Origin of the sequence: Maricaulis sp. (assembly GCF_030149425.1) — a bacterium.
Taxonomy (GTDB): Bacteria; Pseudomonadota; Alphaproteobacteria; order Caulobacterales; family Maricaulaceae; genus Maricaulis.
On sequence record NZ_JASBRQ010000025.1, the window covers coordinates 1 to 24,475 of the forward strand.

Annotated in this window: 21 protein-coding genes; 10 read left to right on the forward strand and 11 right to left on the reverse strand. The window is 62.3% G+C overall.

Translation table 11 applies throughout. The features are described from left to right. The first annotated feature begins 123 nt into the window (after positions 1-123). On the forward strand, positions 124-1,770 hold the full coding sequence (gene groL / locus Q1V57_RS04030; RefSeq protein ID WP_300527785.1) for a chaperonin GroEL: 1,647 nt from the start codon (positions 124-126) through the stop codon (positions 1,768-1,770). Positions 1,771-1,862: 92 nt separating this feature from the next. Here groL and Q1V57_RS04035 read toward each other — a convergent pair whose 3' ends face one another. After that, complete coding sequence (locus tag Q1V57_RS04035; protein ID WP_366145072.1) at positions 1,863-2,552, reverse strand: Lrp/AsnC family transcriptional regulator; 690 nt, start codon at positions 2,550-2,552, stop codon at positions 1,863-1,865. Between Q1V57_RS04035 and Q1V57_RS04040 the strand changes: the two genes are divergently transcribed. Then, positions 2,449-3,546 carry a serine hydrolase domain-containing protein gene (locus tag Q1V57_RS04040; RefSeq protein ID WP_300527787.1) on the forward strand — a complete coding sequence of 366 codons (1,098 nt, stop codon included), beginning with the start codon at positions 2,449-2,451 and terminating at the stop codon, positions 3,544-3,546. The genes Q1V57_RS04035 and Q1V57_RS04040 overlap by 104 nt on opposite strands. A gap of 87 nt (positions 3,547-3,633) precedes the next feature. Here the strand turns inward: Q1V57_RS04040 and Q1V57_RS04045 are convergent, their stop codons facing one another. From Q1V57_RS04045 to Q1V57_RS04060, 4 genes are all read right to left on the reverse strand, one after another. Continuing rightward, the gene (locus Q1V57_RS04045) at positions 3,634-3,870 is read right to left on the reverse strand and encodes a hypothetical protein (RefSeq protein ID WP_300527789.1); all 237 of its coding nucleotides are present in this window, start codon (positions 3,868-3,870) and stop codon (positions 3,634-3,636) included. 140 nt (positions 3,871-4,010) lie between these two features. Continuing rightward, on the reverse strand, positions 4,011-4,715 hold the full coding sequence (locus Q1V57_RS04050; RefSeq protein ID WP_300527791.1) for a helix-turn-helix domain-containing protein: 705 nt from the start codon (positions 4,713-4,715) through the stop codon (positions 4,011-4,013). 135 nt (positions 4,716-4,850) lie between these two features. Further along, positions 4,851-6,311 (reverse strand): amidohydrolase family protein, encoded by a 1,461-nt coding sequence (locus Q1V57_RS04055; protein ID WP_300527794.1) that lies wholly within the window; start codon positions 6,309-6,311, stop codon positions 4,851-4,853. Between the two features lie 100 nt (positions 6,312-6,411). Further along, on the reverse strand, positions 6,412-7,500 hold the full coding sequence (locus Q1V57_RS04060) for a glycoside hydrolase family 3 N-terminal domain-containing protein (protein ID WP_300527797.1): 1,089 nt from the start codon (positions 7,498-7,500) through the stop codon (positions 6,412-6,414). A gap of 325 nt (positions 7,501-7,825) precedes the next feature. Here Q1V57_RS04060 and Q1V57_RS04065 point away from each other — a divergent pair, with 325 nt between their 5' ends. Then, on the forward strand, positions 7,826-8,794 hold the full coding sequence (locus tag Q1V57_RS04065) for a hypothetical protein (protein ID WP_300527799.1): 969 nt from the start codon (positions 7,826-7,828) through the stop codon (positions 8,792-8,794). Positions 8,795-9,032: 238 nt separating this feature from the next. Here Q1V57_RS04065 and hisS read toward each other — a convergent pair whose 3' ends face one another. Continuing rightward, on the reverse strand, positions 9,033-10,511 hold the full coding sequence (hisS, locus tag Q1V57_RS04070) for a histidine--tRNA ligase (protein WP_300527801.1): 1,479 nt from the start codon (positions 10,509-10,511) through the stop codon (positions 9,033-9,035). 144 nt (positions 10,512-10,655) lie between these two features. Here hisS and Q1V57_RS04075 point away from each other — a divergent pair, with 144 nt between their 5' ends. Further along, positions 10,656-11,117 (forward strand): hypothetical protein, encoded by a 462-nt coding sequence (locus Q1V57_RS04075; RefSeq protein ID WP_300527803.1) that lies wholly within the window; start codon positions 10,656-10,658, stop codon positions 11,115-11,117. Here the strand turns inward: Q1V57_RS04075 and Q1V57_RS04080 are convergent. From Q1V57_RS04080 to Q1V57_RS04095, 4 genes are all read right to left on the reverse strand, one after another. Beyond that, on the reverse strand, positions 11,114-13,240 hold the full coding sequence (locus Q1V57_RS04080; RefSeq protein WP_300527805.1) for a protein-disulfide reductase DsbD domain-containing protein: 2,127 nt from the start codon (positions 13,238-13,240) through the stop codon (positions 11,114-11,116). The genes Q1V57_RS04075 and Q1V57_RS04080 overlap by 4 nt on opposite strands. Positions 13,241-13,396: 156 nt before the next feature. Beyond that, the gene (locus Q1V57_RS04085; protein WP_300527807.1) at positions 13,397-14,182 is read right to left on the reverse strand and encodes a SapC family protein; all 786 of its coding nucleotides are present in this window, start codon (positions 14,180-14,182) and stop codon (positions 13,397-13,399) included. Between the two features lie 143 nt (positions 14,183-14,325). Beyond that, entirely contained in the window at positions 14,326-14,946 is a 621-nt protein-coding gene (locus tag Q1V57_RS04090) for an OmpW family outer membrane protein (RefSeq protein WP_300527810.1), read from the reverse strand. A 126-nt stretch (positions 14,947-15,072) separates the two neighbouring features. After that, a complete protein-coding gene (locus Q1V57_RS04095) occupies positions 15,073-17,178 on the reverse strand; it encodes a TonB-dependent receptor (protein WP_300527812.1) in 2,106 nt (701 codons plus the stop codon). 113 nt (positions 17,179-17,291) lie between these two features. On the opposite strand from Q1V57_RS04095, the gene Q1V57_RS04100 reads away from it, so the two are divergent. The 5 genes from Q1V57_RS04100 (at position 17,292) to Q1V57_RS04120 (ending at position 22,538) form a co-directional block, all read left to right on the forward strand. Continuing rightward, positions 17,292-17,720 carry a transcriptional repressor gene (locus Q1V57_RS04100; protein WP_300527815.1) on the forward strand — a complete coding sequence of 143 codons (429 nt, stop codon included), beginning with the start codon at positions 17,292-17,294 and terminating at the stop codon, positions 17,718-17,720. A gap of 27 nt (positions 17,721-17,747) precedes the next feature. Beyond that, positions 17,748-18,671 carry a thioesterase family protein gene (locus Q1V57_RS04105; protein ID WP_300527818.1) on the forward strand — a complete coding sequence of 308 codons (924 nt, stop codon included), beginning with the start codon at positions 17,748-17,750 and terminating at the stop codon, positions 18,669-18,671. Positions 18,672-18,934: 263 nt separating this feature from the next. Beyond that, positions 18,935-20,749 (forward strand): ABC transporter ATP-binding protein, encoded by a 1,815-nt coding sequence (locus Q1V57_RS04110; protein WP_300527820.1) that lies wholly within the window; start codon positions 18,935-18,937, stop codon positions 20,747-20,749. Positions 20,750-20,830: 81 nt separating this feature from the next. Beyond that, complete coding sequence (locus Q1V57_RS04115) at positions 20,831-21,667, forward strand: thioredoxin family protein (RefSeq protein ID WP_300527822.1); 837 nt, start codon at positions 20,831-20,833, stop codon at positions 21,665-21,667. A gap of 58 nt (positions 21,668-21,725) precedes the next feature. Next, positions 21,726-22,538, forward strand: coding sequence for a PhzF family phenazine biosynthesis protein (locus Q1V57_RS04120; protein WP_300527824.1), 813 nt, complete (start codon positions 21,726-21,728; stop codon positions 22,536-22,538). A gap of 9 nt (positions 22,539-22,547) precedes the next feature. Here the strand turns inward: Q1V57_RS04120 and Q1V57_RS04125 are convergent, their stop codons facing one another. Continuing rightward, a complete protein-coding gene (locus Q1V57_RS04125; protein ID WP_300527826.1) occupies positions 22,548-23,009 on the reverse strand; it encodes a hypothetical protein in 462 nt (153 codons plus the stop codon). Positions 23,010-23,193: 184 nt separating this feature from the next. On the opposite strand from Q1V57_RS04125, the gene Q1V57_RS04130 reads away from it, so the two are divergent. Next, the gene (locus tag Q1V57_RS04130) at positions 23,194-24,471 is read left to right on the forward strand and encodes a trypsin-like serine protease (protein WP_300527828.1); all 1,278 of its coding nucleotides are present in this window, start codon (positions 23,194-23,196) and stop codon (positions 24,469-24,471) included. Positions 24,472-24,475 lie beyond the last annotated feature (4 nt).

The window sequence follows — 24,475 nt, forward strand, 5'->3', positions numbered from 1 at the left end:
CGGCACGGAAGTCACGCTCGGCGGCGATGAGCTGCTGATCATGCGCGAGTCCGACATCCTCGGCGTTGTCGGCTAAGCGACCGCCCAGCGAACCTGAAACACACTCAATAAGGGAGCCATATCATGGCTGCTAAAGACGTATTCTTCTCCTCCGATGCCCGCGACCGCATGCTCAAGGGCGTCGACATCCTCGCCAACGCTGTGAAAGTCACGCTCGGCCCGAAAGGCCGCAATGTGGTGATCGAAAAGTCCTTCGGCGCTCCGCGCACCACCAAGGACGGCGTTTCTGTCGCCAAAGAGATCGAACTGGCAGACAAGTTCGAAAACATGGGCGCCCAGATGATCCGCGAAGTCGCGTCCAAGACGAACGACGTCGCCGGTGACGGCACCACGACCGCGACGGTCCTGGCCCAGTCCATCGTCCGCGAAGGCATGAAGTCGGTTGCTGCCGGCATGAACCCGATGGACCTGAAGCGCGGCATCGACAAGGCAACCGCCATCATCGTCGAGGACATCAAAGCTCAGTCCACCCCGATCAAAGGCTCTGAAGAAGTCGCCCAGGTCGGCACCATCTCCGCAAACGGCGACAGCCAGATCGGCAATGACATTGCACACGCAATGGAAAAGGTCGGCAATGAAGGCGTGATCACCGTCGAGGAAGCCAAGTCGCTGGAAACCGAGCTGGACGTCGTTGAAGGCATGCAGTTCGACCGCGGCTACCTGTCTCCGTACTTCATCACCGACGCCGACAAGATGCAGGCTGACCTGGAAGAGCCCTTCATCCTGCTGCACGAGAAGAAGCTGACCTCCCTGCAGCCGATGCTGCCGATCCTGGAAAGCGTTGTTCAGTCCGGCCGTCCGCTGCTGATCATCGCCGAGGACGTTGAAGGCGAAGCGCTGGCCACCCTCGTGGTCAACAAGCTGCGCGGCGGTCTGAAAATCGCTGCTGTCAAAGCTCCGGGCTTCGGCGATCGCCGCAAGGCCATGCTGGAAGACATCGCCATCCTGACCGGTGGCCAGGTCATCTCTGAAGACCTCGGCATCAAGCTGGAAACCGTCTCCCTGGATATGCTCGGCACCGCCAAGCGCATCAACATCACCAAAGACGACACCACCATCGTCGACGGTGCCGGTGGCCAGGAAGCGATCGAAGCGCGCGTGACCCAGATCCGCCGCCAGATCGAAGAGACGACCTCCGACTATGATCGTGAAAAGCTGCAGGAACGCCTGGCCAAGCTGGCTGGCGGCGTGGCCGTGATCAAGGTTGGCGGCGCCACCGAGATCGAAGTGAAAGAGAAGAAAGACCGCGTCGACGACGCCCTCAACGCGACCCGCGCGGCCGTTGAAGAAGGCATCGTCACCGGCGGCGGCACCGCGCTCCTGCGTGCGTCCCGCAAGCTGGACGGTGTGGAAGGCGACAATGCTGACCAGACCCAGGGTGTGCGCATCATCGCGCGTGCCCTGCAGGCGCCGATCCGTCAGATCGTCGAGAATGCCGGCGTGGAAGGTTCCATCGTCGTTGGCAAAATCCTCGAGAACGACAGCAACACCTTCGGCTTCAACGCCCAGACCGAAGAGTATGGCGACATGCTCTCCTTCGGCGTCATCGACCCGGCCAAAGTTGTCCGCACGGCTCTGCAGGACGCGGCCTCCGTCGCTTCCCTGCTGATCACCACGGAAGCTGCTGTCGCCGACGCGCCGAAAGAAGAAGGCGCTGCCCCGGCCATGCCGGACATGGGCGGCATGGGTGGCATGGGCGGCATGATGTAATCATGCCGGTCATCTGACCGACTTAAGTGAAGGCCCGCTCCACCGAGCGGGCCTTTTCTTTTTGGCATCGGCACTGCGGCCGACCGCTAAGTCTACATCGCCTGATGCTCGTCGCGCTCGTTCAGCGCGAGGGCGGTATCGAATTTGACCGTGGTAAAGACCACCGACGTCTCAAAGCGCTGAATGGCCGGGTCGGAGAGAAGCTGTGTCTCGGCCCAAGCCTCGTAGCCGGACAGGTTTTCGGCGTGAACGTGCAAGATGAAATCCACCTCTCCGGCGATGGAATAGACTTGCGATACCTGCGCATCTTCCAGCATCCGTTGGCGGAAGGCGTTGTAATGCCCTACCTGATCATCCCGGAAGATCACCGAGACAATCAAGGTTTCCGCGATCTGATTGCGGTCGAGAATGGCGACGTCGGCAGCGATCACGCCGGTTTTACGCAAGCGCTCGAGCCGGCGCCTTACAGCCGTTTCGGAGAGATTGACCTGTTGTGCAATCTCTCGATTGGCCAGCCGGTTATTGCTCTGAACGATGCCCAAAATCGCGCGGTCGAAGGGGTCGAGATATATGGCTGGCCTCCAAGGATGCGAATTTCGGCGTTCGGTGTACGGATTTCGCCCGATATCGTCCAGTTTTTCGCGATATGAATTCGAGAATGACCAAGAGGAGTTCCCGATGATGTCCCTTTTCCGCGTGATTTGCGCTGGATTATTGTCCTGTTTGCTTTGCGTTGGTGCGGGCGCACAGACCGCCGGCCGTGCGCAAATCGAAACCCTGATCGACGACTTCCTGGCCGAACATGATGTGCCGGGCGCGATCGTCCTGATCGAGCACGGCAGTCAACGGGTCGTCTTTGCGCAGGGATTGGCGGAGCGCGAGACGGGGCGCCCCATGTCTGCTGACCATTTGCTGCGCATGGCCAGTGTCGGCAAAGTCTATACGGCCGCCGTCATTCACCGCATGGTGCTGGATGGATCGCTCGATCTCGACGGTCAGCTGGGGCAATATATCGAACCCGCCTGGCTCACCGGTATAGCCAATGCGGACACCGTCACTGTTCGACAGTTACTCAATCATACCAGTGGCATACCGGACTATTATGACGATGACTGGTTTGCGACGGTCGATGCCGAGCATGTGAACACGGCGCAGAATACACTCGACAGCATCCGCCAGCAGCCGGCCCTTTTTGCACCCGGGACGGAGTACGCCTACTCCAACAGCAATTACCAGTTTCTCGGCTTGATCGCTGAACAGGTTTCGGGCCGCCCGCTGGGCGAGCTCATGCAGGAGATCATCTTCACGCCGCTTCAGCTGGCCGACACAGGGTACAATATCCAGTTCGCGCCGAATGACCTTATTCATGGCTATGGCAGCACGCTCGATCCAGAGGTCGATACCTACCTGCTACAGGAGAATATGGGCCCGGATGGAGGCGTTTTCGCCACCGCAGACGAAGCCGCCGACGTGCTCAACGCGTTGTTCGCGGCCGATGGTGAGCTGGCCGATATCGGGCAATCAATGCTGTCCGACAAGTTTGAACATGGCGAGGGCCGTTATCGGGCCCTTGGTCCGAGTTTTACCGAGCATGAGATCGGTTTTGATTATGTCGCTCATGGCGGCTCGATCGCCGGATATGCGACAATTGCCATCCGGCTCATGTCCCCGGAGATCGTCATCATTGCCCATATCAACCGGGATCGCCCCGATCTCGCCAGTGCCCTCGTCCGCGACCTGCTATTGCTCCGGCTCAGTGCTGGTGCGGCAGAATAGAAGCACAGCACCGACAAGGCCCGCTCCGTAGAGCGGGCCCGTTTGGTGAGATATGGGTACTCGCGGGTTCGCAGTGCCAGCCTGCGCCTACTGCCCCTCCTCGCGGAACAGCAGGATGATTTCTTCGATATCCGCCTGTGCCGAGGGCGGGCAGAAGGCGATGAGCTGTTCCACGCAATAGGCCCACTGGAACGACCCGACAGGCTGGAATAGCGCGCAGGTTTCCTTTGCATCATCGATGCACTGCTGGCTTTGAGCGGTCGCGGACGGGGTGGTGATAACGGCCATGCTGGCGGCCATGGCAAAAGCTGCAATGAGTTTCATTTTTTCTCTCCCTTAGATTGCAGCTTTGTCATATTTCCCCCGACGTCGAATCGCAACTTTAATTATCTTGTGGAGTTAATCGCGCGTTTAGCGCGACAATCAGATTACGTTTCTGATCTGATCCAGGCGCCGCATGGCGATTAGTTCTTCCAGCGAAAGCTGATGAAGAAGGCGCCGATAGCCCCAGCGAGAAGCATCAGCCCGGGTACGGCGAACCAGCGCAGCGGTGTGCGCGTTACGACCAGGCGGTCATCAACCAGCTGATAATGCCGCCGGCCACCCTCGACATCGACATTATAGCTACGCCCGCGAAACCGGCCGACGACCCGGTAATCCTCGGCTAGCCGCGCCACCATTTCGCTTTGCCTTTGAGACTCCGCGCCATCTTGAGCATCGACACGGCTATCGACGATTTCGAACGCGTCGAGGCTCTCATCCAGATTGAGCACGCCATAGGACAGGTAATGGTATTCCTGCTGTTCCATGTCCTGTGCCGTCACGGCGATACCGCCACTGGCCGCCGCCAGGATCAGGCTGACCAAACCGCCCACCATCCAGGCGCGCGACACATTCATGCGGCGACGCTCGCGGCCGGCGACCGCCTCGCGGACCTGGCCAACCTCGCGCAAGCGGTCGATCTCGGTGTCGGTCACCTGTTCGGCCATTTCAGAGGGATCGATTTCAAAAGCCGCCGCCAGCCGCGCAAACACCTCTTCGGAGGGATAGGAGCGCCCGGTTTCCAGCTTGGACAAATAAGATTGCTCGATGCCTGCGCGCTGCGCTGCTTCCGGTTGGGTCCAGCCGTTTGCCTCGCGGCGGCGGCGCAGATACTCGCCAAATTTCATGCCTGCCAATGCTTCATTCCACTTCTATCAGGACTGCCAATCATGGGCGCAGTCTTGGAAATGACCGGCAAAACTAACAGCTGAATATCCGGGACTATGCGGGAAACCTCAGGACTTTAGAAGCGCATGCAGGCCTTACTGAGCGGTATCGGCCGATGCGACGCCCGCAGCGATCTCGTCGAGCAGACGATCCAGTCCGGCCCGGTCAATCCGGCGTCCGGCCTGGATAACGGTCTCGATCTCTTCGGTCGCCGCAATATCGATGAGCGGATTGGCCCGTAACACGACCAGGTCCGCGGTATAGCCCGGCACAATCTGACCGCGCTGGCTGCCCTGCCCGGCCACCAACGCCGCCTCCATCGTCGCCATGCGGAGAATCTCGGCCTCTGGCAAACCCGCTTCGGCCAGACGTTGCAGTTCCCAGTGCAGGCTCGCCCCTGGAACATTGCAGAAATTCGGCATGTCTGACCCGGCGAGAAGGCCCACCCCGGCTTCACGCAGCCGCCGGGTAAAAGCAAAGAAGCCTGCATAGGCTGTCTCACGCAGGGCCGGGTCGGCATTGGCGACACCGTCCAGATTGGTCTGGCACCATGACTGTCCCTGAGCCGGCATGAAGCCCAGAGCTTCACTGTCGATCCGGCCGGTATTGAAGACCTCCATGACCAGGGTCGCGGTCAGATAGGTGTCGGCGGCAGCCAGCGCGGCGATGGCCTCGGCGCAGGCGGGCGCGGTTTCAGCCTCTTCGAACCAGTCGACCAAATTCTGGAAATAGCCATCATAGTCCCCGCCGAAACGGGTCTCGACAGATCGATTGAAATAGGCTTGCGGCTCAGCAACACAGACCCGGAACGCGTCCGGCGAGAGATGTTCGACCGTTGTCTGATTGGCCTCAGCTACGCTGAAGAGGCCGACAGCATTGGGTACATGCCCGGCGACCGGCACGTCCTGCTGGGCGGCGTAAGCGATAATCGCGTCATAAACCTCCGGCTGGAGGCCGCCATAGACCTTGAAGAAATCGACCCCCGCCTCGCGCAGCTGGGCCAGCTCCCCCGGGACAGCTTCAGGCGTCTCCAGAACGAGCGGCAGATCACCATACCAGGGCAAGGCCTGGCCATCGAGCAAGGGACCGGCGGCGATAATCGCCGGCGCCAGGATACCGGGATCGGCGGCGATGCGGGATCGGGTTTCGGTCAGACCGGCCATCACGGCGCCCATATCGCGCACACCGGTGACGCCATGAGCGACAAAAAGCGGCAAGACCCGGTCAATCGCATCATCCGGGTCAGACAGCGCGTGAACATGCATGTCCCAGAGACCGGGCATGACAAACAGGCCCGCACCATCCATAAGCGCCGCGTCGGCGGGATGGTCCGGGGCATCGCTTGTCGGCATATAGCCGAGGATCTCGTCATGGCTGAGGAAAAGCGTCTGGCTGGCGATGGCCTGGCCGCTGGTCACATCGATCACCGTGACATCGGCAATCGCCAGGGTCGCTGTGCCGACGTCAAACCCGCCGGGCTGGACGTCGTTTATCGAGCATCCTGAGATAACACCGGCTGTGACAAGGGCCGCACTGGCAGCGAATAGGTGACGCATCGTTCGATCCTTCCGGTCCGACCAAGAATGGCGTCCCGGACAAGCTAGGATAATAACCACACTCGGCGAGCGGGATTAGACGCGCAGTTGTCCCGCCTGGCTATCCGGCGCCGAGGGCATTGATGCGCGCAACCGAACGGTCGATCCGTGCCTCGTCAAAGCGGCCCTGATCGATCGCTTCCTCAACCCAGCCGACAATACGCTGCGGCAATTCCGGGTCGGGGCGCGCCGAGTTGGACAGCATGATGATGTCATTGCCGGCCTCGATTGAGCGCAACACAGCTTCACGCTGATCGTAGTTTTCTCGAATGGCGGCCATGTCGAGATCATCGGTCATGACCACGCCCTTGAACTCGAGGCGCTTGCGCAGCAGATCGTCAATCATCGCCGAGGAGAAAGTCGCCGGCAGTCCGCTCGGATCGAGATCCCGGTTGATCAGGTGCCCGCCCATAATACAGCGCGCCACATCGGCCTCGACGAGCCTGCGGAACGGATCGAGCTCCTCATAGCTCCAGGTTTCCGAGATATCGACAAAGCCGTCATGGCTGTCGCCGCGGGAATGGCCGTGTCCCGGGAAATGTTTGATGACGCAGACCGAACCTTCTGCCTCGAAGGCCTCGATGAAGGCCCAGGCATAGGCAGCAACATCCTGCCCCGTAGTCCCGTAGGAGCGCCCGTGCCGGCCGATCACCGCGTTCTCGGGGTCGTGCAGATCAGCCACCGGGGCCAGGTTCATATTGAAGCCGGCGGCGCGGAATTCCTGCGCGGCGAGCGCATACAGCTCACGCGCACCGTCAAGACCGCGCTCTTCGACAACCTGCGAGGCTCGCGGTATCCAGGAATAGCCCAGATCCCGCGACAGGCGCTGGACCAGACCGCCTTCCTGATCGATCGCCATCCAGGCTTTCGCATCGATGGCCCTGAACCGGGCGGCCAGCCCCTCCGCGCCTTCGCGCGAGCGCACATTATGGCGCAGGAAGAGCACGCCGCCGATGCGACGCTCACTGAGATGGTCGGCAATAATATCGGCCCCGGTCGTATCCGGGCGCGAGCCGATAAAGCCGAGGAGCAGCATCCGGCCGACCTTCTCGGCCAGGCTCAACCCGTCCTGGGCTGCCGCTGGAAACTGCGACGCGACGGCCGCTGCCGAGGCCCAGCCAATGACTTGCCGGCGATCGGGATTTTTCACGCACACTTCTCCATCCGGTATCTGGCTAACCTGCCTTGAAGGCGAGCTGGCGGCAAGGCGCCACAAATCCGCCACTGTGTGACCAATCGGTCATTCATTCTTCAATCTCCGGCAGGGCTGATGCGGCGATAAACATGATCAGCCGCGACGCACACACGAATCTCACGCCGCGGTCCCCCCGAGTCCAACAGGCGGTCGGCACCCCATGCCGGCCGCCTTCTTTTTGCGCCATAATAATCTGACAAAAAGTTTAGCCTCCTGAACAAGGCCGGTAAGGATGCAAAGCCAAAGATGTCGCCGGAACTTGAGGAGCAAGGGACGTCCTATGAAGAAGTTTTTACTGGCGGGTGCCGCATCTATTCTGGCGGCCACAGCCGCGTTTGCCGTCGACGACGACAATACTTTCGTTTTCCATACCAAACAGGATGATAGCCGGGTCATCAGCGCCGATGGCGCGGAAATTTCGATCCGTGATGGCGTCGTCTATGTCGACGGCCAGGAAATCGAACTTGAGGATGACGGCATCGTCATTATCGAGGACGGCAATGTCGAGATCATCAATCACACCGGCGATCACGAGAATGTCTTCGTCCACCGTCTCGACTGGACCGACCATGCAGAAGTCATGGTTGAGATGGGCAATAGCATCGGCCACGCCGTGTTCACCGAGATCGATGTCGACGGTATCAGCGCCAATGTGATCGCGACGCTGGAAGAGACCCTGGAAAGCCTCGACGAGGACACCTTCGTCGTCCGCATGGACCGCGATCATGATGGCCGCAATTGGAACGACCTGACGCCTGAAGAACAGGAAGAGGTCCGCGCGGAGCTGGAAGAAGCACGGGCGGAAATCCGCGAAGCCATGGCTGAAGTTCGCATCGAACTGGCCGAAGTCGAACGCGAAATGGCCGCCAATAATCGCGAGATCCGCGTTGAAGTGCTGCGCGCGCACGAAGAAGCCGCTGCCGCCGGCCGTGAATCGGCTCGGGCCGAGCGCGAAGTGGCTCGGGCCATGCGCCTGGCTGAACGTGAGCTGCGCCGCGCCGAGCGTCACGCAGAACGTGCCGCCCGCCGCGAGGGCCGCGACGCCGAGCGCCGGGTTCTGATTGAACGCCGCCACGCTGAAGAAGGTGCCCGTTTTCGTGCTGCCGAAGAAGGCCGCCGCATCCGCATCGTTGAAGACGCTGACGGCAATCGCCGTGTCTGGGTCAATGGCGAGGAGCAAACCGGCGACAACCTCACCGACTGGCTCAATCGCCTGGAGGCCGAACGCCTCGATGGCGGGAATGACTAAGCGCTGATCCCGCTTTCGGGATTGCCCAACGACGCTAAAAAAGAGGGGCTGGCAAACTGCCAGCCCCTTAAATTTACGGTTGGTCGATAAAGGGCGTCTCCTCCCCGAAACGCCGTGGACCGGACGGTCAGGCCCTGCCCTGTTCGCGACGTTGGAGCAGGGTTACGTATACGTCAACCCTGAAATCTGAAAAATCAGCACATTACGAAGGCATTACCGTGGAAAACTTCGCGTATTCCTAGTGCTGATGACGGGCAACAATCTCGCCCACAGCCTCGATCCAGCGCTCACCCGGCACCGTCATCTGGGCCGGCTGGTCCTCACGCCAGGCCTTGTTGTCCTCAATATTGGCGGCCAGCTTGGCTCCGAGTTTGAGATCTTTCAGGGTCACCTCGCCGGCTTCGCGCTCATTCGAGCCAACGATCACGGCCACGCTGGCACCGCGCCGGTCGGCATATTTCATCTGCTTGCCCATATTGCCGCCACCAACAAAGGCCTCGGCGCGATATCCGGCCGCGCGGAGCTGCGCCGCCATGGCGAGGTAATCGGCAGAGCGGTCTTTCTCCGAAGCGACCACAATAACCAGCGGGCGTTCCTGATCCCCGCCGGCACGGCCCAGAGCCCGCAAAGCCGCGGCGAAGCGACTGACACCAAAGGAGAAACCGGTCGCCGGCACGGCCTGACCGGTGAAACGCGCGACCAGGTCGTCATAGCGCCCGCCGCCGCCGACCGAGCCGAACTGGATCGGCTGACCGTCGTCATAATGCGCGGTAGCCAGCAGTTCCGCCTCATAGACCGGGCCGGTGTAATACCCCAATCCGCGTACGACAGAGGGGTCGAAAGCAGCGCGGTCATCGCCGACACCAATGGCGCGGAGCACGGCATCGATCTCGGCCAGCGCAGCCAGGCCAGCCTTGCCAGTCTCGGAGCCGCCGACCAGCGGCTCAAGGCGCGCGATTACGTCCTGGCGGCCACCGCCGGTCGCATCAAGGAAGTTGAGAACAGTGTCGATGCCGGCGCTGTCCAGCTTGGCGCCTTCGGTGAAGTCGCCCGACTCATCCTTGCGCCCCTCGCCCAGCAGCAGGGCGACGCCCTCGCGTCCCAGACGGTCGAGCTTGTCAGCGGCCCGCAGGACCCGCATGCGCCGGGCCGGATCGGCCGCACCGATACTTTCCAGAACCCCATCGAGAATGCGGCGATCATTGACGCGGATGAGGTATTCCTCATCGGTCAGGCCAGCGGCGCGCATGACCTCGGCCGCGAGCGCGATCATTTCCGCATCGGCAGCCGCGGAAGCAGACCCGACCGTATCGGCATCACACTGGACGAATTGACGGAAACGGCCCGGACCCGGCTTCTCATTGCGCCAGACATCGCCCGCCTGGTAGCGGCGATAGGGCTTGTTGAGGTCCTGATAGTGCTCGGCCACGAAGCGCGCCAGCGGAGCTGTGTGATCATAGCGCAGCGACAGCCATTGGCCGTCATCATCCTCCAGCGCGAACACGCCCTCATTAGGGCGCTCTTCGTCGGGCAGGAATTTCCCCAGGGCTTCCGCGTATTCGAACGCCGGGGTTTGCAACGGCTCGAAACCCCAGTCATCATAGATCTTGCTGGCTGCGCTGATCAGCTGGTGCTCAGCCCGCAGGACATCCCCCGAACGATCTTCGAAACCGCGCGGACGGCGCGCTTTGGGGCGAAAGGCTTTTTTCGCACTCATCGGCTATTCTCCGGGACATGAGCGGGCCGCGTCGGCCGCAGACTGGCAGTGGCGTCTTTTCACCTGTCTTGCACGCAAGTTGCAAGAGCCAGGGTGGTCTCAGTGCAGCCTTGGGCTAATCTGGGCGCAAATCAGGAGTGTTTTGTGCGTAAAATCGGTGTTGTTCTCGTTGCTGTTCTGCTCTCTAGCGGTCCTGCCCTTGCGGGCCCCGGGGCGGATTTCGCGGATTTTGCCAGTGAGCTGCGCGGCGAGGCGCAAATGCGCGCCGGCGATGCCGCATCCCGTCCGGCGGCACCGGCGGACCCGATCGACATCGAAGACCCGTTCTATTTTGAACTCGAGCAGTTCTCGGTTGATGCCATGCGCCTGAGCCGCGCCCTCACCGAGACCGGTGGTCCGGAGGACCTGCAATGCATCTTCCGCGGCATGTCACGCGATGCGGAAGCGCGTCTCGGCGCGCTCAATGAAGCCGACAGTGCCGGTGAGCAGGCGCGGATCTACCGGGCCATTGCCGATCTGATGCGGGATGCCAGCGAGATTGCCCCGGCCGCCGATGATGGCGCTCTGGGCGCCAGCATGCCGCTGCCGACCTGTTCCGCCGGCTAGCTCGAGGCTGCCTCGAGCGCATCCAGAACGATCTGACGCGTCAGGACGGTGGGGAGCACTTGCGGCTCGCCGCCGCCAGCCGGATAGACCAGGTAAAGCGGCACACCGGCGCCGCCATGGCGGTAAATCAGATCGGTGATGCGATCATCGCGATTGGTCCAGTCGGCGCGCATCAAGGTAGCGCCCATATCGACGAAGGCGGTCTGAACCACGCCATCATTGAGCACGCGCATCTTGTTGACCTGACAGGTCACGCACCAGGCTGCCGTGACGTCGACGAAGACCGCATTGCCCGCCATCTGCGCGTCTTCCACGGCGGCGTCTGACCACACGACCTCACCCGGACCGGCGGTGCTGGCCGCATCGCCGACCGGCAGGCGGGCGATCCAGACCGTGGTCAGAACCAGGCCAAGCGCCGAGGCCATGGCAATCCCCGACCAGGCCATACCGCCCTGGCGCGACGCCCAGATGGCGAAGGTCAGGGCCAGCATGGCCAGACCCAGGAACAGGACGCCCTGAGGCCCGGCCTGGATCGACAGCACCCAGACCAGCCACAACACGGCGGCAAACATCGGGAAGGCGAGCGCCTGTTTGAAGGTCTCCATCCACTTGCCCGGACGCGGCAGCAGACGCAGCAGGGCCGGTGCGAAGGTCAGAACCACGAAGGGCAAGGCGAGGCCCACACCCATCGCTGCAGCCACGGCGAGAACAATGATCGCCGGCTGGGTCAGAGCCAGCCCCAGCGCGCCAGCGGCCAAGGGCCCGACACAGGGCGCGGCAACGACGACGGCCAGCACACCGGTAAAGAAGGCGCCGCGCGCACCGGGGGCTTCAGCCAGGCTGCTGCCGAGTCCCATAATGCTGGTGCCCACTTCAAACACGCCCAGCAGGTTGAGACCGATGGCGAAGAACAGCAGGGCCAGGACGGCCACAACGATCGGCAATTGCAGCTGGAAGCCCCAGCCGACCGGCATGCCGAGCTCGCGCAACAGGACCAGCAGCCCGGCCAGAGCCAGGAAGCTGAGCACCACACCGCCAAGGAAATACAGGCCGTGGCGGCGCACCTTGTTGGGATCGTGCTGGGCCACCTCGACGAATTTGAGCACCTTGATCGACAAGACCGGGAAGACGCAGGGCATCAGGTTGAGGATCAGACCGCCGCCAAGGGCGAGGATGATCAGACTGATGAGGCTGGTCATCGAGATCGGAGCTGCCGGTGCAGCGACCTGGGACGGCAATGCAATCGAGATGTCACCCGGCTGCGCCTCGATCTCGACGCTTTCACGCGCCCAGATCCCGCCGCCCTGATTGCGCTCAAAGCTCAACAGGCCCAGCCGCGGCGACGCGATCTCGCCCTCGAGCTTCCAGCTCGGTTCCATGATCAGGAAGAGCCGCCCGCCCTCCTCGCGCTGCAGAACCTGTTCCGGTGCGTGCTCGATCAAACCGGTTTCGCCCGGCATGAAAGTCAGATCACGCCAGCTCTCCGCATCGGCAAGCAGCGGTGCGTCGAGCTGTAGGACGAGCCGGTCGCGGACACGGTCAAGCACGGCGGCAACGCTGTTATCGCGCGGCGGCACCGCATCGAGCGAGGCCTGGATCATCCAGTGGCTGGCTTCGTCCTGCTCGGCATCGGCAGCAACAGGAATGGAAAAGCTGAGCTGACGCTCTTCCGGGACGCAGACCTCGTCACAGACCTGCCAATAGGCATCGACCACGAGATCGAGGCGATCACCGGCGAAATCCTCTGCCAGCCGGATCGGCATCGGCAGAGTGACTTCGTCATAATAGCCGTAATCCATGATCTCGCCGTCGGCGATCGGAAGCTCGACGGGGGCCGGCCAGATTACCTCGCCGATTGTGACACCGTCCGGCAGGGACCAGGTCAGCTCCAGCGGCTGGCCGAAATCGCCAGGGTTTTTCCAGTAAGTGTGCCAGCCTTCCGGCATGATCTGGTTGAGGCCGAGATAAAATTCTTCGCCCGGCGCCGCAGTGCTGCGATCGGCAATCAGCCGCGCCTCGATGATCTCATCGCCCAGCGCCCAGCCGGGCATGGCGTCGCTCTGCGCCTTGGCGACATTGAGCGGCAGGATGAGAAAAGCCAGAACGGCCAGAAGCAAACGCATGCGGATACCCTTATTGACGCTGCCCGGAACGGGGTCTTGCCGGGCGATATAGCGGGAAATCCTGAAACGTCTAATAGTCCTCGCGCAAGCGTGACTGCAAAGTAAAACGGCCGCACCTTCCGGTACGGCCGTTCTTGTCGCGATTTACCGCAAAACCTAGCTCTGAGCAGCCTGGTCTTCGGTTGCTGCCATGGCGACGCGGCGCATGATGCGCTCCCAGCGCTGCAGCGAAATCAGGTGTGCGTGGATGACGGACAGGTCGTGGCTCTTGTGCAGCTCAGCGATCTTGTCGTCCGGCAGGGCCTGCAGCTTCTCCGGCGATACGCCGAAATAGTCTGCAACCGTGACCGGGTTGTCCGGGTCCTGCGGGTTAGCAACCTTGATCTCTTTTTTCTCGAGCAGGTCGAGATCGACAAGGCGCTTGACGAAGGCTTCGGTGATCTGAGCGTCACGCTCGAAAGCGGAAACGAAATCAACGGCCTGCTTGGTGTAATCGGTCGGCTCGCCATTCTCGTCGAAGAAGGGCTGCTGCGGGTTCTTGTCGGTGACGAACTCAGCGTCGACATCGATGCAAACCGTCGACGGCTGCTCGCCCGGATTGGCGGCGCTGACGAACGGGTAGCGGCGAACATAAGCGGGAACGTAATGGTCCTGCTCGAAATTGCCGTCTTCGGTGATGAAGAGGTTGGAACCCTGGCGCAGGCCCATGACGAGGACCGGCATTTTACGCTCACCGAGGAAAACGATCGGGAAGCTGCCGCTTGCGACGCCAAATTCGGCTGCAATCGCCGGGACAAAATGCCAGTCACGCAGGAAGCCAAACGGCTCCTTGACAGAATTCACGCCATAGGCGGCGTGCTTTTGGCGATTGAGCGGCTCTACGGACTTGTAGAGCGGAACAGAACCGGTGATGCGCGGCTCGTTGGTCGCGGCGTCAGCCATTGGAGAACCCCCTTGTTATTCGGTCCCGGGGTAATAGCCCAAATGGCCTGTACCGGCAACGAGATCGCGCACCTGTTTCAAGACAGGACAATGCCGGGCCTGAAGGTCAGACCCGGCATTGCTCAAGCTCAGTGATTGGCAGATCAGAAGCGGCGGCCGAAACCGACACCGAGAACCACCGGATCAATGTCCACATCGGCGGTGATCGCACCGTCAATGGTCACATCGGTGTTGATGTCGATGTATTTGACATCAACGTTGAAGAACCATTCGCTATTGGTCTGGAAATCGACGCCGGCCTGGAGCGCATAGCCGAAGCTGCTGTCGTAGTCGATCGAAGTCAGAGCGCTGCCAGAGGGCAGATCTTCATTGAAGAAGTGGGTGAAGTTGACGCCGGCACCGACATAGGGGCGGACGTCCGCATCGGGAGCGAAGTGATACTGCAGCGTCAAGGTCGGCGGCAGCAGGGTCACGTCACCGAGGTCGACATCGCCAACCGCGGTATCGGTGGCCTTAACATCATGCGGCGTGACGCCGAGGATGAGCTCAACGGCCCACTGATCCTGGATGAAATAGGTGATGTCGAGTTCCGGAACGATGCTGTCGGAAATATCGACATCGCCGCCGATCGGATCGATGTCTGCGCTCTCATTGGGCATCACATCGATGACACGGAAACGCACCAGCCAGTCCCCGCTGTCCGCGAAAGCGGGCGCAGCGGCGGTCATGGCGATAGCGGCGGCAGTCAGCAGAAGTTTTTTCATGGTCCTGATCCTTAAGTCCCCATAAATTCGATGGGGCCTTTATGAACCTGGACCTACCTTAAGTGTATGGCACGTTTCGCCGCGCGGCAGCCTGTCGCATGACAGGCTGCCAACGCTCTGGTTTCGTTAGAAATCCGCGATGATCGCAAAGCGGATATTGCGGCCCGGAAGCGGAACCTGGTCCTTCAGGAAGGAGGTGTGCAGGCGGGCTTCCTCGTCGCCGAGATTGCGGCCTTCCAGGATGAAGCGGAAGTCATCCGTCTGCAGCGGCGTCACCGAGTAGCGGACGTTGAACAGCGCGTAACGATCCGTCGGCAGTTCGAACTCCGCCGTGTTTTCCTGCTCGTCGAACCATTCCACTTCTGCATGCAGCTCGTGCATGCCCTTCTCCGCCGTTACACCTGCGGTGAAGGCCAGCGGGGGCAGACGCGGCAGGTCACCACCGCTATCAATGTCGCTGGTGACGTATTCCGCGGTGAAGTCACCGGTGAAATTCCAGCCGGCATAGGCGCCGAGCGGGCCTTCAATACGGCCTTCAAAGCCCGACAGGTTGACGTCTTCGGCGCGGTAATCGACGACGAGGAAACCGTCTTCCTCTTCACCGGTCGGGAAGGCGCCGATGAAGCCGTCATAATCGGCGCTGAACAAAGCACCTTCGATCGACCAGTCACCGAGATCCTTGCGGGCCGTGAATTCAATGGACACAGCGCGCTCGACATCAAGATCGACATCGCCGTTCTCAACCGTGCGGGTGGCAACGTGCTCACCATCGGCGAACAGCTCGACATCGGTCGGTGCACGCTCATTGGAGGACAGGGTCAGGGCCAGGAAGGTTTCATCAGCCGGACGCCAGAAGACCGAACCGGAGACGGAGAATGTATCAAAGTCACGGCTGGTGCCGAGGGCTTCGATCTCACGGCTTTCGAGGCGCAGGCCGCCTTCAAGACCCCAGCTGCCGGCATCCCAGCGCTGAGCGGTGAAGATACCCCAGTCATCGGTCTGCGACGGCGGCACATAGGCTTCTTCGCCCAGGGCCACAAAGTCGCGGGAGAAGGCCTGCATGCCGGCCGCGCCAGTCCAGGTGCCTTCGCCGATTTCACGTTCGACAAAGCGCAGCTCGCCGCGTGCTTCCCAACCTTCATTGGAGAACTGGGTGCCGATTTCATCGCCTTCCAGCTCGGTATGCTCGTATTCAGCGGTGCCGGCGGAGAAGCGGAAGCGCTCGACAACATCACCGAGATTACGGAACTCGCCGCGCAGGTCGAAGCGCGTCTGTTCCATATCGATGCTGACGATTTCCTCTTCTTCCTCGTGCTCCTCTTCCTCGTGCTCTTCTTCCTCATGTTCTTCTTCATGAGCATGAGCATGGCCGGGAACACCGTAGAAGGCGTCGGACTGCTTGTAGGCCACACCGATGAAGCCGTTTTCACCAACCCAGGACACGCCGATGGAGCCGGTGGTGAATTCGAGGCCGGAATTCTCGACCGTGCCGAAGACTTCCTCTTCCTCGTGCTCGTGTTCGTCTTCCTCGTGCTCCTCTTCCTCGTGCTCTTCTTCTTCAAGCTCACGATAGAGGGCGGACTCAGCATAGCCCGGGATATCGAAATCTTCCGCGGTGCGGCTCAGGCCTTCAATGTGGAAGACAAACTCACCCAGGTTGAAGCGGGCGCGGCCGGCGAAGGTCTCACCCTCATCCACCGTGGTCAGACCGCCATAAAAGCGGCCTTCGAAATCATCTTCGGCGCGCTCTTCAGCAATGCGGCCGTCGATAACATTGACGACACCACCGATAGCACCGCCGCCATAGGCGATCGCGGCCGGGCCGCGCAGGATTTCAACGCGCTCGGCTTCCAGCGCCTCGGAGGCCACGGCGTGGTCCGGGCTGGAGGTCGATGCATCGATGAGGCCGGTGCCGTTGACGAGAACACGGACCCGGTCAGCGCCGAGGCCACGGATAACGGGGCGGCTCGCGGCCGGGCCGAAATAGGTGGTGGAGACGCCGGGCTCGTGCGCGATCGTATCGGCCAGCGAACCGGACAGATTGTCGATGATGTGATCCTGGTTCACCACTTCGACGGAACCGGCGACTTCATCGGCGCCGGTCAGAAGCGGGTTCGAAGTGACGGTGATGACGTCATCAATCTCGTCAGTCTGAGCCAGAACAGCAGGTGCAGTTGCAAGGGCAGCGATCAGCGCAACCGGTGCAACGGTGTTTTTCAGTACTTTGGACACGGCCGGATATCCCCTCTCGGCGGTTAATTCTCGGGTGTAATATTATAACGTCGCAGTGACAGCAAGAGCACACACCTGTAATTCCCGGCCAGAAGCGATTAAATGTTGGCAAGATGAGTCGTGAAACCACCTCCCCGGCCCTGCAGGCCGCTGAAAAACTATGTGACGAACGCGGTGAGCGTTTGACGCCGATCCGTCGCCGCGTCCTGGAGCTTGTTCATGAGGCCGACGGCCCCGTGAAAGCCTATGACCTGCTTGAGACCCTGAAGCCCGGTCCCGGCTCGGCCAAGCCGCCAACCGTCTACCGGGCCCTCGAATTCCTGCTCGGGCTCGGCCTGGTCCACAAGGTCGAAGCCCTCAACGCCTATGTCGGCTGCAGCCATAGCCATAGCTGTGGCGGTGCCGAACTGTTCATCTGTTCCGATTGCGGATCGGTACAGGAATGCCATGGCGCACCCGTATCGACCCAGACGCCGGACGGCTTCATTATTGAACGCTCGGTGGTCGAGCATTTCGGCCATTGCGGCAATTGCCGTACCTGATCCACTTTCTGGCCACGGACAAATGACATGATCGAGCTCTGGCGCGGCAATGCGAATGCTTGGGAGTGCGACGAGCTGGGGCATATGAATGTCCAGTTCTACCTGGCCAAGGCCAGTGAGGCGGTCGCCAATCTCGCCGCCCTGGCCGGGCTCGGGAATATCTTCCGCGCCGACGCCTACGCGACGCTCGCCGCGAGCAGCCTGCACATCAAATTCCTCGCCGAGGCCCGCCCGGGCGCCCCGCTGATGATTGAGGGCGGCATTACCGGGACCGGTCCGGCCAGCCTGGGCATGGTCCTGATCATGCGCCATGCCGGGTCCGGCCAGGTCGCGGCCAGCTTCCGCATCGAGGCCAATCACGTGGCACCGAAAGAAGGCCGCCCCTTCGACTGGCCCGAGCGCTTCGCCGCCCACGCGGCCGAGCTGACCGTTGCGACACCGGATATCGCCCGGCCGCGCGGCCTCAGCGAAGCCGGCGCCGAAACCGATATCTCGATCGAGCGCGCCGATGCCCTCGGTCTGGAACAGATCGGCATGGGCCGTTTCAACAGCGATGAGATGAGCGTATTCGGCCGCATCCGCTCCGATATCCTGCTCGGCCGGGTCTCCAATTCGGTGGTGAATTTCCGCGGCGCCTTTCCCGAAGAGGTCGATTTTCACATGGGCAAGTCCGGCGCACGCATCGGCTCCGCCCTGCTGGAATGCCGCATCCTGCCACGGCGCTGGCCACGGGCCGGAGATGGCTATGTCATCCGCTCCGGTCTGACCGCAGCGGCCTCGAAAGTCCGCAATCTGGTGCACTGGGTGCTCGATCCGGAAACCGGCCGCCCCTGGTGGACGATGGAGGGCGTCGCCGCGCCGATGGATCTGGACCAGCGCAAGCTGATTGAACCGGACCCGGCGGCCCGCGCCGCCCTCGACGCGGCTCTCAAACCGGGCCTGCGTGCCTGATCGGCAGAAAAGCCACACCGGCTGACATTTCCGCCGCACCATCTTGCCCGCCACGGGTCGCGGGTGTATCCACGCGGCCCAATTCGTCTTGCAGGAGAATGTGTCAGTGCGACCATATATCTAGCGATCGAGGGCGGTCCGGCGGCCCGCTTTCACAGCTTGCACCATGCGTTTCACGACGCCGTGCGGGCTGCCTGTCTTCGCCGATAAGCCCTTGCCCGTAGGATATATGCCAGAGGACGGACCCGCCGGTCCGCGATCCGATGACCGATAGTGCTGTCACCGATGAAGAAGACTTCCGCTCACTGGAAGACCAAGACGACGACCCCGCCAAGAAGACGCTCTCCAACATGGCCGTGTTGCGCTATCTCGCGCGGCAATGGGCCCGCCGGCCGGTGCTGCTGACCGGAATGATCGTCTTCATGCTCGCCGCCACCGTGGTCGAGCTGATGATCCCGCTTGCCGCCGGGCGCCTGATCGACGCGCTCGCGGCCGGGCCCGATGCCAGTTCGCCCTGGCCCGCTTTCGCGCTCTATCTCGGCGCGGCCGCGGTCTATTATGCCCTGCGCCAGTCCGCTTCGCGCTGTGAGGTGCCGTTTTCGGCGGCCAATATGGCCGATCTGACCACGGAGGCCTTTGCCAAGGTCCAGCGTTTCTCGCTCGACTGGCACGCCAATACTTTTGCCGGCTCCGTGGTGCGCAAGATCACCCGTGGCATGTGGGCCTATGACACGATCACCTTCAACATCGTGCTCGGCGTCGCCCCGGCGGTACTGGTCATGCTGGGCATATCGCTGGTCATGGCCGTGCGCTGGCCGCTGGTGGGCGGCGCGGCGTTTGTCATCATGACGGCCTTCGTCATCTCCTCACTGCTGCTCAGCCGCTATTACATCCGGCCGCAGAATATCCGCTCCAACGCGCTCGACAGCGAGATCGGCGGAGCCCTGGCGGATTCGATCGGCGGCGTGGCGACGGTGAAGAGTTTCGGCTCGGAAGCGCGCGAGGACGGCCGCTTTCACAAGCTGACCTGGCGCTGGCATGCGGAAACCCGGAAGACCTGGGGCCGCTACGTCAATTCCTGGCTGGTCAATATCGCCACCGATTTGACCATGCAGGCCGCGCTGGTCGGCCTCCTGGTCTGGCAATGGTCGCGCGGTGCGGCCAGCGCCGGCGATGTGGTCGCGGCGCTGACCGCCTACATGATCGTGTCGAGCTATATGCGGCGCTTTGGCGAACATGTGCAGCAGGTCCAGCGCGGCCTCGACGAGATCCAGGATCTCGCCGCCTTCGACCTGCAGCAAAGCGAGGTCCGTGACGCGCCCGACGCAGCCGAGTTTCGCCGTGGCGAAGGCGCCATCCGCTTTGACCAGGTCGGCTTTACCTATGCCGGGCAGGAGCGTCCGGTCTACACCGATTTCAGCCTCGACATCGCCCCGGGCGAGAAAGTGGCCCTGGTCGGCCCGACGGGCTCGGGCAAGTCGACCTTCGTCAAACTGGTCCAGCGTCTCTACGATGTCAGCGAAGGCGGCGTGCTGATCGATGGTCAGGATGTGCGGGCGGTGACGCAGGACAGCCTGCGCCGCTCGATCGCCCTGGTACCGCAGGATCCGGCACTGTTTCACCGCTCGATCGCGGAAAACATCGCCTATGGCCGCCCGGACGCGAGCCTCGACGAAGTCAAGGCCGCAGCCGAAGCCGCGCATGCCGATGGCTTCATCGATCGTCTGCCGCAGGGTTATGACACCCTGGTCGGTGAGCGCGGTGTGAAACTGTCCGGCGGTGAGCGTCAACGCGTGGCAATCGCCCGGGCGATCCTCGCCGATGCGCCCATTCTCATCCTCGACGAGGCCACGTCCAGCCTCGACAATGAGACAGAACGCGAGATCCAGCAGGCGATGGGGACGGTGATGCAGGGCCGCACCACCATCATCATTGCCCACAGGCTCTCCACGATTCGCGATGCCGACCGCATCCTCGTTTTCGAGAATGGCCGCATCGTCGAACAGGGAACGCATGACCAGCTCGAAGCCCGCACTGACGGGGTCTATGCCCGTCTGGCGGCGCTGGCGGCGGGCTGATCCGCCTCACAGTCCTGTCACTGGGCAAGCGCGGCGCAGCATGATTAGCTGCGCCGCGTTCGACCCGGAGTTTTCGCGACCATGCGCTTCGCCCTTATTCTCAGCCTCGTCCTGATCGTCTTAACGCCCACGGCGCGCGCCGATGACGATCATCCTCGCCCCTATGACCGGAATTACGACGCCATGAGCGTGGTCGATGCGGCTCTGGCCGAGGCAGTGGATACGGACCGGCGGCTGCTTTTGATCCTCGGCGCCAATTGGTGTCATGACAGCCGCGGGCTGGCGCATCATTTCGAGGATGCCGAACTCGCCTCGACGCTGGAACAGCATTATGTGCTGCGTCATATCGATGTCGGCTGGCGCGACCAGAACCATGCCGTGATGCAGCGTTTCAACGTGCCGGCGGTATACGGCACACCGACGGTTTTCATCATCGACCCGGTGAGCGAGGAATTGCTCAACCGCCAGACCCGCAGCGACTGGACCAGCGCGGCATCGCGCAGCATCGAAGAGGTCCGCGCCTATTTCGCCGGCTGGGCGGTCAATTCCAGCCCCGCCCTCACCGTTCCGGAGAGCTCGCTGGTCTACCAGTCCATGCTGATCGAGATCGATTTGTTCGAGGAAGAGGAAGCGGCCCGCCTGGCACAGGCCTACACTGATATCGGCCGCTGGCGCGATGGGCCGGCAGAAGACCGTCCGGAAGACATGCGCAGCCTGGAGCGCGCCGTGGATCTCTGGCGCTCGCAATTGCCGCGTCAGATCCGCGACCTGCGCGCTGACGCGCTCGAACAGGTCGAAACCGCCCTGGCCGAGCGGGCCAATGGCGGGGAGATTACGCTCAGCCTGGTCGCCGCTTTCGATGCCAGCGACCCCGATCTCACACTGGATTTGCCGCGCACCGAGAATGATCGTTGGTAGAGATTGATTTCCCCGCCGATCCGGTTCACCTGCTGAGGGGAGTTTGAGGAGTTATCCGATGCCGCGCCTGCCCTATTTCGAAATTCACGCCTTCTCCGACCCGGCCATGCCGTTCAGCGGCAATCCGGCCGGCGTCTGCCTGATGGAGGAATTCCCGGCGGACAAGGTCCTGCTCGGCATAGCCGCCTCGAACAATCTTTCCGAGACCGCTTTCGTCGTCCCGACGGGCGAGGACACCTGGCATTTGCGCTGGTTCACCCCCGCGGTCGAGGTGGATTTGTGCGGACACGCCACCCTGTCAGCGGGCGCGGTCCTGTTCGGCGAAAATGCGGTGAAGGGTGAGAGCGCCAAGTTCGATACCCTCTCGGGACGGCTCGAAGTGAGCCAGGATGGCGAGCGTTTTGCCATGGACCTGCCGACAATCGGCTATCGCGAGGGCCGGCCCAGCGATGCCCTGCAGGCGGCGATCGGCATCGAGGCCTCGCCCGACGAAGTCTACGACGTCGAGCGCATTCATGGCGCCGGCTATCAGATGTGGGTGATGCCGCATGAGGGCCTGGTGTCCACCGCCCTGCCCGATTACGGCCTGCTGCGGCGTCACAATACCAATATCATCCTCACCGCGCCGGGCCGGACGACGGATTTCGTCTCGCGTTTCTTTGCCCCGGCCTCGGGTGTCGATGAGGACCCCGTCACCGGCTCTGCTCACTGCACCCTGACGCCCTATTGGGCGGACCGGCTAGGCAAATCAGGCCTGATCGCCCGCCAGATCGGCCAGCGCCCCGGCGCACTTGAGGTCGAGCACAAAGGCGATCGCGTGGCCTTGCATGGCCACGCGCCGCGTTACTTGGAAGGTGAAATCCTGGTCTAGGCGACCGGATCAGTGGTGACGATAGCTGCCATAGCGGCCGCGATCATTGCGGTCCCAGCGGCGGTCACGACGATGGTCGCGATAGCCCCGGCGGCCCCGTTCGATAACGACATCGATCTGGCGCAGGTCACCGCGACGGGTTTCGCGGAAGAACTCGCCACGATGGCGATAGACAATCCCCGGCGTACCCCGGCGAGCACCCGTGCCACGCTCGAGACCATTCCGGCGCTCCCAGCGGTCCGGGACATAGGTCCAGGCGCGCGGCGGGCATTCGATGACACGGCGGTCGCGCCGGTCTTCACGGACATCCCATCGGCCTTCATAAACCCGGCGGTCGCGGCGATCTTCACGCAGGTCCGGGCAGGCCCGGGCGTTGAGATACCAGGTGCCGGCCGATGCGGCGGCGGGCAAGGCTGCTGCTCCCATGCCGGCCAGGAGGGCGGCGGCGATGGCGCTCTTGATGAATGACATGGCGTTCTCCTTTGCCGTTGCGGCCGCATGGGGCCGTTGATGGAGACAGCAAACACCAGCGCGCCTGAGCGCGCCTTGAATGCCCAGTTCAGCTTCGGGTCATCTAGCTGAACGGTGCGAGCCGCCTTGGTCTCGCCGCGAATAAGGTTCATAGTTGCAACGCAATAGGGACGGGAGTTCGAGCATGCGGATGGGTTGGATTGCGCTGATCGCGGCGCTTGTGGCAACGCCGGCAGGCCTGGCGCAGGCCACGCCGGACGAGGATGTTCATCTGTCCAGTCGTGAAATCGGCCGTTATCTGCGCACCTATACGCAAAAACCCGTCAAACCCACCGGCGTCTCGACCGGGCGCTATACCGGCAATGACAGCTGCCAGCACGCCAATGACGGCGAATGCGATGATCCCGGTCTCGGCACCGGCGCCTGCCGCCAGGGCACGGACTATTCCGACTGCTGGCGTCTGGCCGAAGGCATCGAGGATAATTCCTGCCGCTGGGCCAATGATGGTGAGTGTGATGAGCCCGGTTTCGGTACCGGCGCCTGTACCCAGGCCACCGACCTGGCCGATTGCGGCAGCGTGATCCACCTGCGCTTCCGCAATGATAGCTGCGAGACGGCCTTTGACGGTGTCTGCAACGAGCCCGACGTCGGCGATGGTAGCTGCGCGGCCCGCACCGACCGGGCGGACTGTTTCGGGCGTGAACGGCCGATGGGGATTAACGACCATTATTTCGGCTTTGACGACCGGGTCTTCATGGACACTTCGGTCTTCCCCTGGAGTGTCGTCGGGGAGGTTGAGTTTGATTCCGGCGGTGGCTGCACTGCGACGCTGATCGCGGAAAATGTCATTGTCACCGCGGCTCATTGCATCGCCGACAATAACAGTGTCGATGCCCGCGGCGTCTTCCGGACCGGCTTTGACCGGCGTGGCGGACCGGAATCAGCGCGGATTACCGGCTATCTCATCGACCGGGAATGGAATGCCCAGCGTTTCGGTTCGACCGATGAAATCGACGGCACGGACTGGGCGCTTCTGCGCCTGCGTCGCCCGCTCGGCCGCGAGCTTGGTTTTGTCGGGGTCAGAGCCCTGGTGGACGATGAGGGCGAGCGCGCCGCGCGCAATTACCCGCTCTTCCAGGCCGGCTATAGCTGGGATACCGGCGAACATCTGTCCGGCAATAGTGGCAATTGCACCATGACCCAGGTCTATCGCGACAACACGATGGCGCATGATTGCGACACCACGCGCGGCGATAGCGGTTCGCCCTTCATGATCCGCGATGGCGAGGAGTATTTCATCGTCGCCACCGATTCCAACTTCCGCTCCAATCCGGGCGGACCGATGATCTATATCGCCGCGCGATCGGATCGCTGGGCCGAGCTGGTGGATGATTTCGCGGCGGGACGGATCGGCAATGACGGTCCGCGACCGCGCGGCCCGGGCAAACCGCCCAAAGGCTGATCGG

Excerpts from the sequence above, each read along its gene's own strand:
- groL (WP_300527785.1), top strand. The coding sequence starts at position 124 with ATGGCTGCTAAAGACGTATTCTTCTCCTCCGATGCCCGCGACCGCATG.
- Q1V57_RS04040 (WP_300527787.1), top strand. The coding sequence starts at position 2,449 with ATGATGTCCCTTTTCCGCGTGATTTGCGCTGGATTATTGTCCTGTTTG.
- Q1V57_RS04045 (WP_300527789.1), bottom strand. The coding sequence starts at position 3,870 with ATGAAACTCATTGCAGCTTTTGCCATGGCCGCCAGCATGGCCGTTATC.
- Q1V57_RS04050 (WP_300527791.1), bottom strand. The coding sequence starts at position 4,715 with ATGAAATTTGGCGAGTATCTGCGCCGCCGCCGCGAGGCAAACGGCTGG.
- Q1V57_RS04055 (WP_300527794.1), bottom strand. The coding sequence starts at position 6,311 with ATGCGTCACCTATTCGCTGCCAGTGCGGCCCTTGTCACAGCCGGTGTT.
- Q1V57_RS04065 (WP_300527799.1), top strand. The coding sequence starts at position 7,826 with ATGAAGAAGTTTTTACTGGCGGGTGCCGCATCTATTCTGGCGGCCACA.
- hisS (WP_300527801.1), bottom strand. The coding sequence starts at position 10,511 with ATGAGTGCGAAAAAAGCCTTTCGCCCCAAAGCGCGCCGTCCGCGCGGT.
- Q1V57_RS04080 (WP_300527805.1), bottom strand. The coding sequence starts at position 13,240 with ATGCGTTTGCTTCTGGCCGTTCTGGCTTTTCTCATCCTGCCGCTCAAT.
- Q1V57_RS04085 (WP_300527807.1), bottom strand. The coding sequence starts at position 14,182 with ATGGCTGACGCCGCGACCAACGAGCCGCGCATCACCGGTTCTGTTCCG.
- Q1V57_RS04090 (WP_300527810.1), bottom strand. The coding sequence starts at position 14,946 with ATGAAAAAACTTCTGCTGACTGCCGCCGCTATCGCCATGACCGCCGCT.
- Q1V57_RS04100 (WP_300527815.1), top strand. The coding sequence starts at position 17,292 with ATGAGTCGTGAAACCACCTCCCCGGCCCTGCAGGCCGCTGAAAAACTA.
- Q1V57_RS04105 (WP_300527818.1), top strand. The coding sequence starts at position 17,748 with ATGATCGAGCTCTGGCGCGGCAATGCGAATGCTTGGGAGTGCGACGAG.
- Q1V57_RS04110 (WP_300527820.1), top strand. The coding sequence starts at position 18,935 with ATGACCGATAGTGCTGTCACCGATGAAGAAGACTTCCGCTCACTGGAA.
- Q1V57_RS04115 (WP_300527822.1), top strand. The coding sequence starts at position 20,831 with ATGCGCTTCGCCCTTATTCTCAGCCTCGTCCTGATCGTCTTAACGCCC.
- Q1V57_RS04120 (WP_300527824.1), top strand. The coding sequence starts at position 21,726 with ATGCCGCGCCTGCCCTATTTCGAAATTCACGCCTTCTCCGACCCGGCC.
- Q1V57_RS04125 (WP_300527826.1), bottom strand. The coding sequence starts at position 23,009 with ATGTCATTCATCAAGAGCGCCATCGCCGCCGCCCTCCTGGCCGGCATG.
- Q1V57_RS04130 (WP_300527828.1), top strand. The coding sequence starts at position 23,194 with ATGCGGATGGGTTGGATTGCGCTGATCGCGGCGCTTGTGGCAACGCCG.